Source organism: Allofournierella sp. CML151, assembly GCF_027853465.1.
Lineage (GTDB): Bacteria > Bacillota > Clostridia > Oscillospirales > Ruminococcaceae > Allofournierella.
Genome location: NZ_JAPNNW010000001.1, coordinates 73,711 through 87,805, shown reverse-complemented (window position 1 = coordinate 87,805; position 14,095 = coordinate 73,711). Strand labels below are relative to the sequence as shown.

14 protein-coding genes are annotated in these 14,095 nt (G+C 60.1%); 6 read left to right on the top strand and 8 right to left on the bottom strand.

The features are described 5' to 3' along the window. Positions 1-37: 37 nt before the first annotated feature. The 6 genes from PH256_RS00490 to PH256_RS00465 all read right to left on the bottom strand — a co-directional run bounded on the left by PH256_RS00490 (position 38) and on the right by PH256_RS00465 (position 7,691). On the bottom strand, positions 38-841 hold the full coding sequence (locus PH256_RS00490; RefSeq protein WP_442866641.1) for a M15 family metallopeptidase: 804 nt from the start codon (positions 839-841) through the stop codon (positions 38-40). 389 nt (positions 842-1,230) lie between these two features. Beyond that, entirely contained in the window at positions 1,231-2,439 is a 1,209-nt protein-coding gene (locus tag PH256_RS00485; RefSeq protein ID WP_087184259.1) for an aspartate kinase, read from the bottom strand. A 123-nt stretch (positions 2,440-2,562) separates the two neighbouring features. Then, complete coding sequence (gene thrB, locus PH256_RS00480) at positions 2,563-3,456, bottom strand: homoserine kinase (protein WP_087184260.1); 894 nt, start codon at positions 3,454-3,456, stop codon at positions 2,563-2,565. Between the two features lie 15 nt (positions 3,457-3,471). Further along, positions 3,472-4,689 carry a homoserine dehydrogenase gene (locus PH256_RS00475; RefSeq protein WP_270912545.1) on the bottom strand — a complete coding sequence of 406 codons (1,218 nt, stop codon included), beginning with the start codon at positions 4,687-4,689 and terminating at the stop codon, positions 3,472-3,474. Positions 4,690-4,770: 81 nt separating this feature from the next. After that, the gene (locus PH256_RS00470; protein WP_270912544.1) at positions 4,771-5,196 is read right to left on the bottom strand and encodes an ACT domain-containing protein; all 426 of its coding nucleotides are present in this window, start codon (positions 5,194-5,196) and stop codon (positions 4,771-4,773) included. A 200-nt stretch (positions 5,197-5,396) separates the two neighbouring features. Beyond that, the gene (locus PH256_RS00465) at positions 5,397-7,691 is read right to left on the bottom strand and encodes a transglycosylase domain-containing protein (protein ID WP_270912543.1); all 2,295 of its coding nucleotides are present in this window, start codon (positions 7,689-7,691) and stop codon (positions 5,397-5,399) included. 520 nt (positions 7,692-8,211) lie between these two features. Here PH256_RS00465 and PH256_RS00460 point away from each other — a divergent pair. From PH256_RS00460 to PH256_RS00435, 6 genes are all read left to right on the top strand, one after another. Then, positions 8,212-8,517, top strand: a complete 306-nt coding sequence (locus PH256_RS00460) for a BofC C-terminal domain-containing protein (protein ID WP_087184263.1) — start codon at positions 8,212-8,214, stop codon at positions 8,515-8,517. A gap of 121 nt (positions 8,518-8,638) precedes the next feature. Further along, the gene (locus tag PH256_RS00455) at positions 8,639-10,417 is read left to right on the top strand and encodes an HAD-IIIC family phosphatase (protein ID WP_270912542.1); all 1,779 of its coding nucleotides are present in this window, start codon (positions 8,639-8,641) and stop codon (positions 10,415-10,417) included. 15 nt (positions 10,418-10,432) lie between these two features. Then, a complete protein-coding gene (locus tag PH256_RS00450) occupies positions 10,433-10,675 on the top strand; it encodes an acyl carrier protein (protein ID WP_058966615.1) in 243 nt (80 codons plus the stop codon). Between the two features lie 77 nt (positions 10,676-10,752). Then, positions 10,753-11,169: a MaoC family dehydratase gene (locus tag PH256_RS00445; protein ID WP_270912541.1), complete on the top strand. Its 417-nt coding sequence runs from the start codon at positions 10,753-10,755 to the stop codon at positions 11,167-11,169. Positions 11,170-11,179: 10 nt separating this feature from the next. Continuing rightward, positions 11,180-11,911 carry an SDR family NAD(P)-dependent oxidoreductase gene (locus PH256_RS00440; protein WP_270912540.1) on the top strand — a complete coding sequence of 244 codons (732 nt, stop codon included), beginning with the start codon at positions 11,180-11,182 and terminating at the stop codon, positions 11,909-11,911. Further along, positions 11,908-12,900 carry a hypothetical protein gene (locus tag PH256_RS00435; protein ID WP_270912539.1) on the top strand — a complete coding sequence of 331 codons (993 nt, stop codon included), beginning with the start codon at positions 11,908-11,910 and terminating at the stop codon, positions 12,898-12,900. Before PH256_RS00440 ends, PH256_RS00435 begins: the two co-directional genes overlap by 4 nt. A 75-nt stretch (positions 12,901-12,975) precedes the next feature. On the opposite strand, the gene bilS is transcribed toward PH256_RS00435, so the two are convergent. Together bilS and bilQ are read right to left on the bottom strand one after the other, a co-directional pair. Beyond that, positions 12,976-13,479, bottom strand: a complete 504-nt coding sequence (bilS, locus tag PH256_RS00430; protein ID WP_270912537.1) for a flavodoxin family protein BilS — start codon at positions 13,477-13,479, stop codon at positions 12,976-12,978. A gap of 60 nt (positions 13,480-13,539) precedes the next feature. Continuing rightward, complete coding sequence (bilQ, locus tag PH256_RS00425) at positions 13,540-14,025, bottom strand: bilirubin utilization transcriptional regulator BilQ (RefSeq protein ID WP_270912536.1); 486 nt, start codon at positions 14,023-14,025, stop codon at positions 13,540-13,542. Positions 14,026-14,095 lie beyond the last annotated feature (70 nt).

Here is a 14,095-nt window from a genome sequence, read left to right as displayed (position 1 = left end):
CTTAATTTCAAGGGACAAAAACTGTGGCCTGCACTTGTCAGGCCTTTTGCAGGTTTTCATCCAGATATTCTTCCAGGCACAGGCCGCTGGCGGTGATGGCTTTTGCGTTTTCCACCCCCACATAGCGGTAGTGCCAGGGCTCATAAATAATGCCGGTAATGGCCTGTTTGTTCTCCGGATACCGGAGGATAAAGCCATATTCCGGCGCGTGCTCGAACAGCCACTTTGCGGCATCCGTTTTGCCGAAAGCTTCGTCCAGATTCTGATGCTTCGGGGTCACAATATCGGCGGCCAGACCGGAGTTGTGCTCGGAATAACCGGGAACGGCCACCACCGTCTTTGCCTGATTATAGGCTTCCTCTTCCGTGCTGCCCTTATCCAGCCATTTCTGCTTCTCCGCATCGAACAGGCTCTGCTGGTATTCCACGGTGCGGTAACCGGAGCAGAGCATCAGGTCGATGCCCTCCGCGGCAGCGGCGTTCTTCATGTTGATGAACGCGTCGGCCGCCACGGTGGCCAGCTCCTTACCGGTGGACTCATCGGCCACCTTTACCTCCAGGTTCTCCTCCCAGTCGTCCGGAAGCTTCACATTGTTATTCACCAGGGTGAGCAGCCAGTCAGCATCGCCGCCACCAGTGGTGACGGCGGTGCCGGTGGCGGAAGCCGGTTCAGAGGTGCTGGCAGAGCCGGATTCCGGGCTGCTGGCAGAGCCGGATTCCGAGCCGCTGGCAGGCTCCGAAGTCGAATCAGCGCTGGACGAAATGCTGGTGGAGCTGCTGATGGAGGTGGAGCCGCTGGAGGAATCCTTGTTCTTGGTGAACAGGCCCACCAGTTTGACCATTCCAAACACGATCAGCGCCAGAAGCGCCAGGCAGAGAATCGCAAAAATGATCCGGTTGCGGCGGATCTCCTTTTTGCGCCGGGCACGGGCGGCAGCCCGGAGGCGGCGTTCGGCTTCGCTCATTTCACGGGGCGGATAACTTGGCATTTGATGCAACACTCCTTAACTGTGAGGTTATAAACGAGGGCGCCGTCGCGCCCGGGCTTCCGATTCAATCGCGGATTGCAAAACCTGTTTTATAGTTTCATATTATACACGTTTTTGCCGATACTGTAAACGTGCAAAGCTGCAAAGAAAATGTGAACGAATTGTCTTTTGCCGTAAATTCCGGCACAAAAAAGCACCCTCCTGCAGGCATTTGCGCCTGCAAAAGGGTGCTGCATAAGACATTAGTGGATGAAGGCGTCGTGAATGGCAGCCACAGCGCGGTCAGCGTCCGCCTTGTCGATGATGACGCTGATCTTGATCTCGCTGGTGGAAATCATGCGGATGTTCACATTGGCCTCAAACAGAGCCTCGAACATGCGGCTGGCAACACCGGGGTTGCTCTTCATGCCGCCGCCCACCACGCTGACCTTGGCGCAGCCGGTATCCACGGTGATGTCCTTGCCGCCGAAGCGGTGCTGGTTCTCCTTCAGCACCCGCAGCGCGGTATCCGCGTCGCTCAGGGGTACGGTGAAGGTCAGGTCCTTGTCGCCCTCACGGCCGGTGCCCTGCAGAATGATGTCCACGTTGATGTTCTTCTGTGCCAGCACACCGAACACCTTGAACGAGGTGCCGGGCACGTCCGGCACATTCAGGATGGTGAGAACAGCCACGTCGGTGTCCTTGGCCACACCCTTGATCAGCATACCTTCCATATCGCTAGTAACCTCCTTAACAACTGTGCCGGGCACAGGATTCAGGCTGGAGAGCACTTCCAGCTCCACGCCGTATTTTTTTGCAAGCTCCACGCTGCGGTTGTTCAGCACCTGCGCGCCGGCGCCCGCAAGCTCCAGCATCTCGTCGAAGGTGATCTCATCCAGGCGCTTGGCGCGGGGGATGAACCGGGGATCAGCAGTGTAAACGCCCTCCACGTCGGTAAAGATCTGGCAGCGGTCCGCATGCAGAGCGGCAGCCAGAGCCACCGCGCTGGTGTCGCTGCCGCCGCGGCCCAGGGTGGTGATGTCTTCCATGCGGTTCAGACCCTGGAAGCCTGCCACCACCACAACACGGTTGCGGGCCAGCTCACTTTCCACCCGCTCGCTGTCCAGCCGGCGGATGCGGGCCTTGGTGTAGGCCCGGTCGGTGTGGAAGCCTGCCTGCCAGCCGGTCAGGCTGATGGCAGGCACGCCCAGCTCGCTCAGGGCCATGGCCAAAAGCGAAATGGAGATCTGCTCACCGGTGGCCAGCAGCATATCCATCTCCCGCTGGGAGGGATTGCTGGAAATCTCGGCGGCCTTCTGGATCAGGTCGTCGGTGGTATCGCCCTGGGCGGAAACCACTACCACTACCTCGTTGCCTGCGTTGCGGGTATTCGCCACAATCCGGGCCACGTTGAAGATCCGGTCCCGGTTTGCCACCGAGGTACCCCCGAATTTCTGCACGATCAACGCCATTGTTTCTCTCAACTCCTCTATACCAAATGCGCGCCGCCCGTACCGGAGCGGCCCGCCTGCACATGTAATCCGCGAAGTTCCGTTTCCCGGCAAAGGCTCTGCCGGAAGCGGCGCGTCACTTTACTATTCTACCACAGCGCCAGTATTGTCTGCAAGCATTCGGCGCAAAGAAAAGGCCATGGTTTCCGGCTGCTCCAGCAGGGCTTCCTCGGCTTTTTCAAAGAACTCGCAGTTGTCCCGGTGGACCACCGCCATGATGGTGGGGCCTGCACCGGAGATGTACACCGCGTAAGCGCCCAGGTCCCAGGCAATCTCAAACACCCGTTCGCCGCCGGGAATCAGGGGCAGGCGGTACTGCTGATGCAGGGCATCCTTGGTGGCCACCCGCAGCAGCTCGTAGTCGCCATCGCAGAAAGCAGCGGTGGCCAGCGCCGCGCGGGAGAGATTGTACACCGCATCCCGCCGGTCCACGGTTTTGGGCAGCGCCGCGCGGGCTTTTTCGGTGAACAGCTTGAAGTTGGGGATGAAGGCCGCGAAGGCCAGCTCCTCATTGATCTCCTTGCGGGCGGTGAACACCTGACCTTCGTCGAACACGCTGCTCACAAAGCCGCCCAGCATGGCGGGAGCCACGTTGTCCGGGTGACCCTCGATGGAGGTGGCCAGGGTAAGCATCTGCCGCTTGGTGAGCGGATTGCCCAGCAATGCGTTTGCCCCCAGAATGCCCGCCACGATGCAGGCGGAGCTGGAGCCCAGACCACGGGCCATGGGGATGGGATTTTCCTGCCGGATGCGCAGGCCCTTGATGGGCTTGCCCAGCTGCTCGTACACCGCCTTGGCGGAGCGGTAGATCAGGTTGGAGGTACCGGTGGGCACCAGAGAACCGTCGCTGGCCATGATGTCCAGCTTATCCCACTCCTCCATGGTCACGGTGTTGTGGAGCGAAAGCGCAAGGCCCAACGCGTCGAACCCGGCGCCCACGTTGGCGCTGGTGGCGGGAACCAGAATCTTGACTGCCATATTGCCTGTACCTCCTTACTGTTCCAAGCGGCGCAGCTCCATCTGCACGCTGCCGCCCAGGGCTTTTACCTGGCGGGCTGCTTCATAGAGCTTTTTCGGGGTGATGTTTTCGGCCAGATAGGCGGCCTGACCGCCGTCATCCGCCACCAGCTCGCCGGGACCGTACAGGCCAGGCAGCATGGAAGCGGAAAGCCCCTTCACCCGCACATAATATGTGGCGGGTTCGCCGCTGGTGAGAGGGGCAGGCAGCGCCGGGGAGGGCTCCCAGAAGATGCTGTTGTGCACCGCGGCTCCCTGCTGTGCAGCCAGGACCAGATCGGCGGCAATGGCGCTGGCGGTGGGCAGCTTGCCCGCGCCGCGGCCATAGAAGAACACATCGCCCACCATGTCGCCCCGTACCAGAACGCCGTTGAACACATCCTCCACACCGGCCAGCTGATTCTCCAGCGGCACCAGCATGGGCTCCACACCCACCGCCGGGCCGGTTTCGGTCTGCCGGGCCCAGGCGATCAGCTTCACCGTGCAGCCCAGCCGGGCGGCGGCACGCAGGTCAAAGGGCTCCAGCCCCCGAATGCCCCGGGTGGGAATGTTCTGGGTATGGACCTGCTTGCCAAAGGCAAGGCTGGCCAGAATCGCGATCTTGCGGCAGGCATCCGGACCATCCACGTCATCCGAGGGGTCTTTGGTCTCGGCGTAGCCCAGCTGCTGGGCTTCTTTGAGTGCGGCGGCAAAGTCCATGTTCTCCCGGCTCATGCGGGTGAGCATGTAGTTGGTGGTGCCGTTCACGATGCCGTAGACCTCCGCCACCTGGTTGGCCAGCAGGCTCTGGCACATGGGGGTGATCAGCGGCATACCGCCGCCCACGCTGGCCTCAAACAGGAAGGCCACGCCCTTTTCCTTCGCCAGTGCCAGCAGCTCGGCGCCATGGGTGGCCACCAGCTCCTTGTTGCTGGTCACCACGCTGCGGCCGCTGGCCAGCAGTGCCTTCACATAAGGATATGCAGCTTTTACGCCGCCGATGGCCTCCGCCGCCATGGTGATCTCGGAATCGTTCAGAATATCGTCGATGCTGCTGGTGAACAGCTCCGGGTTTTCGGTAACTTCCAGCACCAGCACCCGCTTGACCCGGATCTCCTGGCCCGCCCGCCGGGCAATGAGTCCGGCGTTTTTCTGCAGCACGTCATACACGCCGCTGCCCACGGTGCCAAAGCCCAGGATCGCAATGTTGATCATAAATCCTCCCCGCCCGGCGCAAAGCCCGCCAGGCCCTTGTGATAAAAATGGAAAAAACGGCCCGCGGCCGTTTTGGCGGCGTTACACGCCCTGATGTACCTCGACCACAGCGCGCTGCTGGGCCAGCTGGGCCAGCATCTCTTCGATGCTCACCCGCAGAGTGTCGGTGCGCACGGTAACCTCCACCTTGGCCGCGCCGTTTTCCGGCGTGGCCTGGTTGATGGTGACCACGCTGCCGCCCGCGGCGGAAATGCCGCCCAAAAGCGCCTGCAGTGCACCGTTCTCGTCCAGCAGGGTGGCCAGCACCGTGATGATCTGCTGGGTGCTGCGGGCATCAAAGATGCAATCCTTATATTTATAGAACGCGCTGCGGGAAAGCTCCACCGCCCGGGTGGCCGCCGAGATGTTGCGGGCTTCGCCGCTGGCGAGCAGCTCCTTCGCCTTGAGAACCTTCAGAAATACCTCGGGCAGGACCGCTGCGTCCACCATCAGAAAATGCCGTTTCATGCTGTTTTGTACACCCCTTGAACACATTTGTTTTTACGCATGTGTATAGTGTACCACTTTAGCATGTCAAAACGCAAGATGCAGTTTCAATTTTGTAAAAAGCCGCACATTTCTCACCCAGGCCCGGTTTTGTATGCACGGAATGCACAAAAAAGCCTGCTGTTCGCTCATCGCGTACAGCAGGCTTTTTGAATCAGGTTTTACGGATGCATCGGGCAGATGCCAGGCATGTTGTCTTCGGTGTAGTAACCGGTCTGCCGGTTGGGGCAATTGGCTCCGGCCAGCTCGCCGCTGTCCACACAGAAGGCGGCTGTCTTCACGTCCTCGCTCACCGGGAACTGCTTGACCTCCAGACCCTCCTGCACGGTCTCCATATAGGCCTTCCATACCTTCTGGATGGCCTTGGCGTTCTTGGCGCCCGCCTTGCTCATGTCGTAGGGCTTGTCGTAGCCCCACCACATGCTGGTCACGTAATAGGGGGTCATACCAACAAAGGTGTAGTCCTTGTTGTCGCTGGTGGTACCGGTCTTGGCGGCGGCTTCCATCTCGCCGCTGGGCTTCATGCCGCTGGCGGTACCGCTGGAGCCCAGAACACCCTGCAGCAGCCGGTTCATGATCATGGCGGTGCTCTCCTTGATGGCCTGGGTGTGCACCACATTGACCTCGTTGTCAATCAGCACTTCACCGGTGGTGGCGTACTCCACGCGGGTATACAGATGCGGGGTCACATATTCACCGCCGTTGCCGAACATCTGATAGGCCGCGGCCAGTTCGATGGGAGTGGCGCCGCCGTTCTGGCTGCCCAGCACCAGAGGTGCAAGGTCCATATCATTCTCGTTCAGATGAGACATGCCCACGGTGTCCTTGGCGAAGTTGTACATAGACTCCACGCCCACCAGCTGGCCCACCTGAACCGCAACGGTGTTCAGAGACTTGGCAATGGCGTAGTTCACGTTCACAGTGCGCTCGCCGTGGCCGGTGCTGGTCACATAGTTCTGAGGCCAGTCACGCCAGATGCCGGGGTTTGCCAGCACCTCGGGCGCATCGTTCTCGAACATCTTGCCCTTGTACTGGGGATAGCTGCTCTCGTAGTTTTCCAGCAGCATTTTGCCAATGCCAATATCCACAAAGTTGGTGGAGTAGTTGATCCAGCCCATGTCGATGCCCAGAGAGTAGGCCGCAATGGGCTTCATGGTAGAACCGGTCTGACGCGCCACAGTGGCTCGGTTCAGGCTCAGGTCGGTGGTCTTTTCGCCCAGGCCGCCCACCAGTGCCTTGATCTCGCCCTCGTAGTTCATGGTTACCATGGCCACCTGGCTGTGAACCGTCTTGTAATAATAGGTCTTGCCGCTGCTGTCGGTCGTGGTTTTCAGGCTGCCGTCCTCATTGTAAACGACGCCCTCTTCCTCGGCCAGATTCTCCAGGGTCTTGTCGCCCAGCTCAAACTGCTCTTCCCGTTCCATCCAGGGAATGCTCTCGTCCTCGTTGAGCAGCATCTTCTCCATCTCTTCCTGCAGATAGGGGTCCACAGTGGCGTAGATGCGCAGGCCGCCATTGAAGATCTCGTTATCCGCCTCAGCCTCGGTCCAGCCCAGCTCGTCCACCAGCTGCTGCTTCAGGGTGGTGTAAACCGCATCGCTGAAGTAGGATCGAACGCCGGTGCTGGTGGAACTGTCGGTGTCGGTCTCAGCCAGAACCAGAGGCGAATTCACTGCCTCGTTGTACTCTTCCTCGGTCAGATGACCCTGCTCGTACATATTTTCCAGCATCACATTGCGGCGCTGCAGATGCTCTTCCGGATTTTTGTAGGGATTGTAGGTATTGGGGCTCTTGGTAATCGCCGCGATGCTGGCACACTCGGCGGCGGTCAGCTGGCTCAGATCATCCTTGCCGAAGTACTGAATGGCCCCGGCCTTTACACCGGCGGTGTTGCCGGTAAGGCTGATGGTGTTCAGATAAGTCTCCAGGATGGTATCCTTATTATAACGGTTGTCCAGGCCCCAGGCGCGGAAGATCTCTCGAATCTTACGCATGGCGTCCTGCTCATCGTCGCCGGTGAGGTTCTTGATGAGCTGCTGCTCCAGGGTGGACGCACCCTGGCGGCTGCCAAACAGCTTGATGGGGGTGTACTCGTTGATGGCCGCGGCGATGGTACGCTTGAAGCTCACGCCGTGGTGCTCGTAGAAATCCTTATCCTCGGTGCAGATGAACGCCCATTTCAGATACGGGCTGGATTCGATCTCGCTCAGCTCGGCCCACTCACGGTTGTTGGTGCGGTAGAAATCCTCGTACTCCACCCACTCGCCGGTGTCGTGGTCCTGGGCCATGATCCAGGTGGTCTGGGCCAGCTTGACCTCGGTCAGGTCCAGATTGTCGTCTGCAGTGGCTTCCACCAGATACAGGCTCAGTGCCACAGCCACCACGCTGGCTACCATCACACCCAGGCAGAAGCAAACGGCGATGAACCGGAACAGGCCGCCGAAAAAGCGGCGCACGCCGCTCTTTTTCTTCCGTTTCGGGGTATGCCCGCCGGAGCTGGGCGCGCCGGAAGATCCCTGGCCGCCAGTTCGCTGGGCACCGGTGCTGCGCTGGGCGCCGGCTGCCGCGCTGCGGTTAACCGTGCGCTGTGTGCCCGCGCTGGGCGTGCGGTTAACCCGGCGGGGCGCACTCTGGCCGCTCTGGCTGTTTTGCGGGCGCCGGATATTGCGGTGTTCGTTGTTTTCGATGGGGACCGCCTCCTTTGCGGAAATAATTCATTGTGAGTAATGAGGGCATCGCCGCAGGGCGCATTTTGCCCCGGGCAGCCCTGCCGGAACGCTGCCGAAGCCGTCTTTCCGGCAAAGCCGGGCAGGCCCGCAGGCTTTTCAAAAAGCCTTTCACATTCAGGCGCTGCTCTGCCTATTTTGATATTATACCACAACTGCCTGCCGCAAGTACAGCAAAAACGGAATTTCACATCCATCCGTTTGAAACACACCTGCCCGGGCCATACTGTTTTCAAAGAGGTGAATCACTATGCCGAAAGTATGGATCTATCTTCTGGCTCTGCTCTGCGCATTGGGCCTTGCGGTGAGCGTGGCCGTGTTTGCCCTGCGCCCCTTTGAGAGTGAGCCGTCCACCAGCAGCTATACCCTGCGGGACTGGCACGGTAAGCTTGCCCTGTTCGCCCCCGGGGAAACCGGTGAGGAGGACCAGCCGGTGGAGGTATATGAGGTCTACACTCATCTGTTGCCGGAAAGCGATGTGCTGAGCCTGCAGGCAGGCATCCCGCTGGAAAGTCAGGAGCAGCTGCAGCGGCTTTTGGAGGATTTTGGGTTATGACGCGTTGCGCGCTGCCGGGGTTTATAGTATAATCAAACTGAATGTGACGGGCCCTGCTTGCGCCCGCGGCTTTGGCCGCCCCCTTCCGGCGGGTCATGACTTCTGCGAGGAGGAATTTGCCGTGAACTGTTTTGATTATCCCCTGGACCCGGCCTACCTGCTGCAAAAAAAGCGCAGCCTCAAGCGCCAGCTGCTGGAGAAGCAGGGTCTGATTGAAAAGAAAGTCGCCATTATGAGCGGCAGCACCATTGGCGAGATCAAAAATATCCTGGAGCTGTTTTTGCTGGAAAACGGCATCAAGCCCACCTTCCACGAAGGCGCTTACGCGCTGTTCTATGAAAACCTGGTCTTTGACGACGGTTCGCTGAAGACCTTCGCGCCGGATGTGATCTACATTCACACCAGCGTGCGCAACATCAAGCTTTGGCCGGACATTGCCGATGAGCCTTCCCGGGTGGAGGAAAAGCTGAATGCGGAGTACAGCCGCTTTGAGCAGGCCATCCGGGCCGCACTGGCCTTCGGCTGCCCGGTCATCGCCAACAATTTTGACCTGCCGGTCTACCGGGTAATGGGCAACCGGGAGGGCGTGGACTGCCACGGCCGGGTGCGCTTTGTACGCCAGCTGAACGAGAAGCTGGCTGCCCTGGCGGAGGCCACCCCCAACCTCTATCTGAATGACCTGACCTACCTGCAGGCAGTACACGGCATGGATGCCTTCAGCAGCCAGACCGCCTGGTACGCCTACAAGTACGCAGTGAGCATTGACTGCATCCCCTACCTGTGCCAGAGCGTGGCCAACATCGTCAAGAGCCTGCTGGGCAAGAACAAAAAGGCCCTGGCCCTGGATCTGGACAACACCCTGTGGGGCGGCATCATCGGCGACGATGGTCCCGAGGGCATCGTGATGGGCAACGAGACCCCCGCCGGTATGGCCTACGCGGAGTTCCAGAGCTACTTAAAAGAGCTGTCCAAGCTGGGCATTCTTTTGAATGTGTGCAGCAAGAACGAGGAGAAAATCGCTCTGACCGGCTTCGAGCGGGCGGACACCGTACTCAAGCGGGACGACTTCCTCTGCTTCAAGGCCAACTGGGAACCCAAGAGCCGGAACATCGCGGCCATGGCCCAGGAGATCAACATCCTGCCGGAAAGCTTCGTTTTCGTGGACGACAACCCCGCCGAGCGGGAGATCGTGCGCCAGGAGCTGCCGGGCGTGACCGTGCCCGAGCTGGGCGCACCGGAGGAGTACATCGCGGCCATCGACCGCAGCGGCTACTTTGAGGTGACCACCCTCTCGGCGGACGACAAGAAGCGCGCCAGCATGTACAAGCAGAATCTGGAGCGGGCCCAGCTGGAGCAGAGCTTCGGCGATTACAACGACTATCTGAAGAGCCTGGAGATGCACTGTGAGATCGGCGCCTTTGACGGGCCCCATGCCGAGCGCATCACCCAGCTGATCAACAAGACCAACCAGTTCAACCTGACCACCCGCCGCTACACCGCCGCCGAGGTGGAGGGCATCATGGCCGATCCGGCTTACATCACCCTTTACGGCCGCCTGGTGGACAAGTTCGGCGACAACGGCCTGGTTACCGCCATGATCGGCCACATCCAGGGCAACGTGATGGACATCGATCTGTGGATCATGAGCTGCCGCACCTTCAAGCGCCGTCTGGAGCACGCCATGTTCGACGAGCTGGTGCGCCGCGCCGCCGCTGCCGGAGTGGAAAAGATCGTGGGCCACTACTACCCCACCGCAAAAAATTTGCTCGTTCGCGATTTTTATGCTACAATCGGTTTTGAACAAACCGCCCAGGATGACCAGGGCAACCTGACCTTCGAATTCACCGGCTTCGCGGGTTACGAGCCGCAGTGCGGTGTGATGGAGATCGAGATCGTTTAAAAAGGAGTTTTTCAAATGGATAAGCAGAGCATTTTTGACGCCGTACAGCAGATCTTCCGCGACAACTTCGACGACGAGGAGCTGGTGATCACCCGCGAGACCTGCGCCGACGACATCGAGGATTGGGACAGCCTGGAGCAGATCAACCTGCTGACCGCCATGGAGAAGAAGTTCGGCCTGAAGTTCAAGCTGGACGACGTGCGCGGCCTGGAGAACGTGGGCGACCTGCTGGATCTGATCGAGCGTCTGACCGCGTAAATGACTACAAAAGGGGCTGGGCTGCGGGCCCGGCCCCTTTTCTGTTTGAACCCTTTTTAAAAGGAGGACATATTCCCATGAACAGCTACACGTTGGCGGACATCACCCCCGGCATGACCGAGAGCTTCACTGTGACTGTGACCGCCGAAATGATGGATGCCTTTTACGCCATCACCGGCGACAACAGCCCCATCCACATGAGCGAGGAATACGCCGCCGGGCGCGGCTACCCCGGCCGGGTGGTCTACGGGATGCTGGGCGCCAGCTTCTTTTCCACTCTGGCGGGTGTTTACCTGCCCGGCGAGCACTGCCTTTTGCACAGCGTGGAATCCAAATTCGCCAAGCCCATCTTCATCGGCGACACCCTGACCATCACCGGCAAGGTGGACGAGGTAAACGAGGTGTTCGGCGAGATCACCATCAAGGCGACCATCACCAATCAGGACGGCAAAAAAGTGACCCGCGGCGTCATCAAGGCGGGCGTGGCAAAATAAGGAGGACTTTATGGGCAATGTATATCTGATCACCGGCGCTTCCAGCGATGTGGGCTGCGCGCTGATTGAGCGGCTGTATCAGGAGGGCGATATCTTCATCGCCCAGGGCGCGGGCGATCTGAAGGGTCTGGCTGACCTGTGCCAGGCGCATCCCGGGGCCATCCGCACCTACGATGTGGACCTGACCAACGAGGCGGCACTGTGCGCCTTCATCGAGGACGTGCAGAAGAGCTGCCCCGCCCCCACCCATTTTGTGCATCTGCCCGCCCTGCGGGTGGTAAACACCAAATTCAAGAAGTTCGACGAGGAGCGCTTTGAGCTGGACCTGTCGGTGCAGGTGCGCAGCGCTGTTGCCCTGTGCAAAGCCTTCGTGCCCGGCATGGCCAAGGCCAAAAAGGGCCGGGTGCTGTTCATGCTCACCAGCTACCTGCTGGGCATGCCGCCCAAGAACACTGCCGCCTACGTGATGGCCAAAAGCGCCCTGGCCGGTCTGGCCAAGAGCCTGGCCGCGGACTACGCCAGCTTCGGCGTAACCGTGAACTGCGTGGCTCCCAGCATGATGGAAACCAAGTTCCTGGCCGAGACCAGTGACCTGATCGTGCAGGCCAGCGCCGAGGCCAACCCCATGGGCCGCAACGCCCGCCCCAGCGACGTGGTGCCCGCCATGGCCTTCCTGCTCAGTGACGAAGCCGGCTTCATCACCGGCGTAACCCTGCCCATCACCGGAGGCAGCGCCTTATGAGCGACTCTCTGACCCTGCGTCTGGCCCGGCCGGAGGAAGCCGAACGGGTGATCGGCTTCATCAACGAAAACTTCGACTGGAAGCTGCCGCTGGTAAACCTGCCGGAATATTTTAACTTCTACTACCGCAGCGGCGATGCGCTGCAATACGCGCTGGCCGAGGAGAACGGTGAGCTGCTGGCGGTGGCTGGATACATCCGGGCCAACGAATCCCCCACGCCGGACATCTGGGTCTCGGTGTGGGTGGCGAAAAAAGGCCACAACGGTGTAGGCCTAGACCTGATGAACGCACTGCCCGAACTGACCGGCGCTTCGGTGGTGGCCTGCAATAATATCCGCCCCAAGACCATGGCCTTTTACCGGTTCCTGGGCTGGCACGCGGACCGGGTGCCCCACTTCTACCGGCTTTCCGGTCAGGAGAACTACAGCCTGGCCCGGGTGAAGGACTCCACCGTGCTGCCGGTGGGCGGTGACCTGACGCTGGAGCGGGTAAGCAGCCCGGAGCAGTTGGCCGAGCTGGGTCTGCCCGAAACACCCCACACCCCCAAAAAGGACCTGTGGTACCTGACCCGTCGGTATTTCGCCTTCCCCCATCTTACATATGACGTATACTGTGCCCGGGAAAACGGCGTGACGCTGGCCTGCCTTGTGGCCCGCGTGGCGGACAGCGGCTGCGGCAAGGTGCTGCGCATCGTGGATTTCATCGGCCGAAACGAAACGCTCCCCCGGCTGGGCAAGGCCATTGACGGCCTGCTCCATGCCGCCGGGGCGGAATACGCCGAGTGCTATTGCGCGGGTATTCCCTCTGAAGTGTTCGCAGCGGCGGGCTTCTGTGAGCGTGGTGAGGACAGCGAAAACATTCTGCCCAACTACCTGACCCCTCCCCTTTTCGAGAACACCGAATACTATTACTTCACCAATGACCCGGACCAGTTCGTGCTGTTCAAGGCGGACGGCGACCAGGACCGGCCCAATCTGACGGTGGACTGAATCTTTTGCAATAGAAAAAGCACTGGGATCGGCATGCTTTGCCCATTCCCAGTGCTTTTGTTGACTCAAAACGTTTTACGCCAGGCAGCTCTTTGCCCAGGCGGCAGCGGCTTCCAGATCGTTGGCATCCGGGTGGGCCAGCGCCGCATCGAAGTTCTCGATGAGCATTTTGTAGCGGGCATTCTCCGGCTCCTTGGCCTGCATGGCCTCGTAACGGCTGCGCACCGCCTGAGGCATCCGGCCCTGGCACATATAGCCGCCCCCATACACCGCACCGGCGGGCAGGTTTTCCCGCACACGGGTCAGGATCTGATCGAAGTACTGCTGACTCTGACCGAACCCTGCGGTGCCAAACAGGTAAACGGTTTTGCCCTCGGCCTGTTTCAGCAGCTGGGCCACGGTTTCATCGCAGGTTCCCTTATCGGTCCAGAAACCCACAAACAGCACGTCCGCCTGCAGCGCCGCCGCATCCGGCGCGCCGCAGTAGAGCAGGTCCCCGGCGGGCAGCTGCCGTTCAATTGCCTCAGCCAGCTGGCGGGTGTTGCCGGTTTTGCTGGAATATACAATGGAGTAACGCATAGTTTTTCCTTTCCTGCATGCTTGCAGATTGCCGCCACCCTGGCGGCGGTGATGAGTGATTTATTCCCGGCAAGTTTCCTTGCGGATGGCTTTTCGCACCGGCCCGGGAGCCGATTCCATGGGAGATTTGGGCATGGGGATACCGGCCATTGCTTTTTGCAGCAGCCCCTTCAGCTGCGTCACCTCTTCCGGGCTCATGCCCTGGGTGCGCTGGGCCTCCCACTGATGGAACCACCGGCCTGCCTGAACAAAAGCATCCCGGCCCTGTTCGGTCAGCTCCAGCACCACTGCCCGCTTATCCTGCTGGGAGCGGGTACGAGTCATGAACCCCTGCTGCACCAGCTTTTCCACCGAACGGGTGGTATGGCCGCTGTCCGCCCCGATCACCGAGGCCAGCTCCCCCGCCGAGCAGCCCGGGTGCCGCCCCACATACAGCAAAAAGTAAAGCAGCCCCTGAGAAAGGCCCAGCTCCTTGAGCCGCTGGGCGCAGAATTGGGTGAAGTCCCCCCGCAGAAGATTGATATAGAACGCAAGTGTCTGTTCCATGTTCCGTCTTCCTCCTGTTTGATTTTCACTGACAAAATCAATTATATGAATTTATCTGCAATTGTCAAGT

Bases quoted from the DNA above. Each gene is read 5' to 3' on its own strand.
- thrB (WP_087184260.1), bottom strand. From the start codon at position 3,456: ATGGCAGTCAAGATTCTGGTTCCCGCCACCAGCGCCAACGTGGGCGCC.
- bilQ (WP_270912536.1), bottom strand. From the start codon at position 14,025: ATGGAACAGACACTTGCGTTCTATATCAATCTTCTGCGGGGGGACTTC.
- PH256_RS00450 (WP_058966615.1), top strand. From the start codon at position 10,433: ATGGATAAGCAGAGCATTTTTGACGCCGTACAGCAGATCTTCCGCGAC.
- PH256_RS00470 (WP_270912544.1), bottom strand. From the start codon at position 5,196: ATGAAACGGCATTTTCTGATGGTGGACGCAGCGGTCCTGCCCGAGGTA.
- PH256_RS00490 (WP_442866641.1), bottom strand. From the start codon at position 841: ATGGTCAAACTGGTGGGCCTGTTCACCAAGAACAAGGATTCCTCCAGC.
- PH256_RS00475 (WP_270912545.1), bottom strand. From the start codon at position 4,689: ATGATCAACATTGCGATCCTGGGCTTTGGCACCGTGGGCAGCGGCGTG.
- PH256_RS00445 (WP_270912541.1), top strand. From the start codon at position 10,753: ATGAACAGCTACACGTTGGCGGACATCACCCCCGGCATGACCGAGAGC.
- PH256_RS00485 (WP_087184259.1), bottom strand. From the start codon at position 2,439: ATGGCGTTGATCGTGCAGAAATTCGGGGGTACCTCGGTGGCAAACCGG.
- PH256_RS00435 (WP_270912539.1), top strand. From the start codon at position 11,908: ATGAGCGACTCTCTGACCCTGCGTCTGGCCCGGCCGGAGGAAGCCGAA.
- bilS (WP_270912537.1), bottom strand. From the start codon at position 13,479: ATGCGTTACTCCATTGTATATTCCAGCAAAACCGGCAACACCCGCCAG.
- PH256_RS00460 (WP_087184263.1), top strand. From the start codon at position 8,212: ATGCCGAAAGTATGGATCTATCTTCTGGCTCTGCTCTGCGCATTGGGC.
- PH256_RS00440 (WP_270912540.1), top strand. From the start codon at position 11,180: ATGGGCAATGTATATCTGATCACCGGCGCTTCCAGCGATGTGGGCTGC.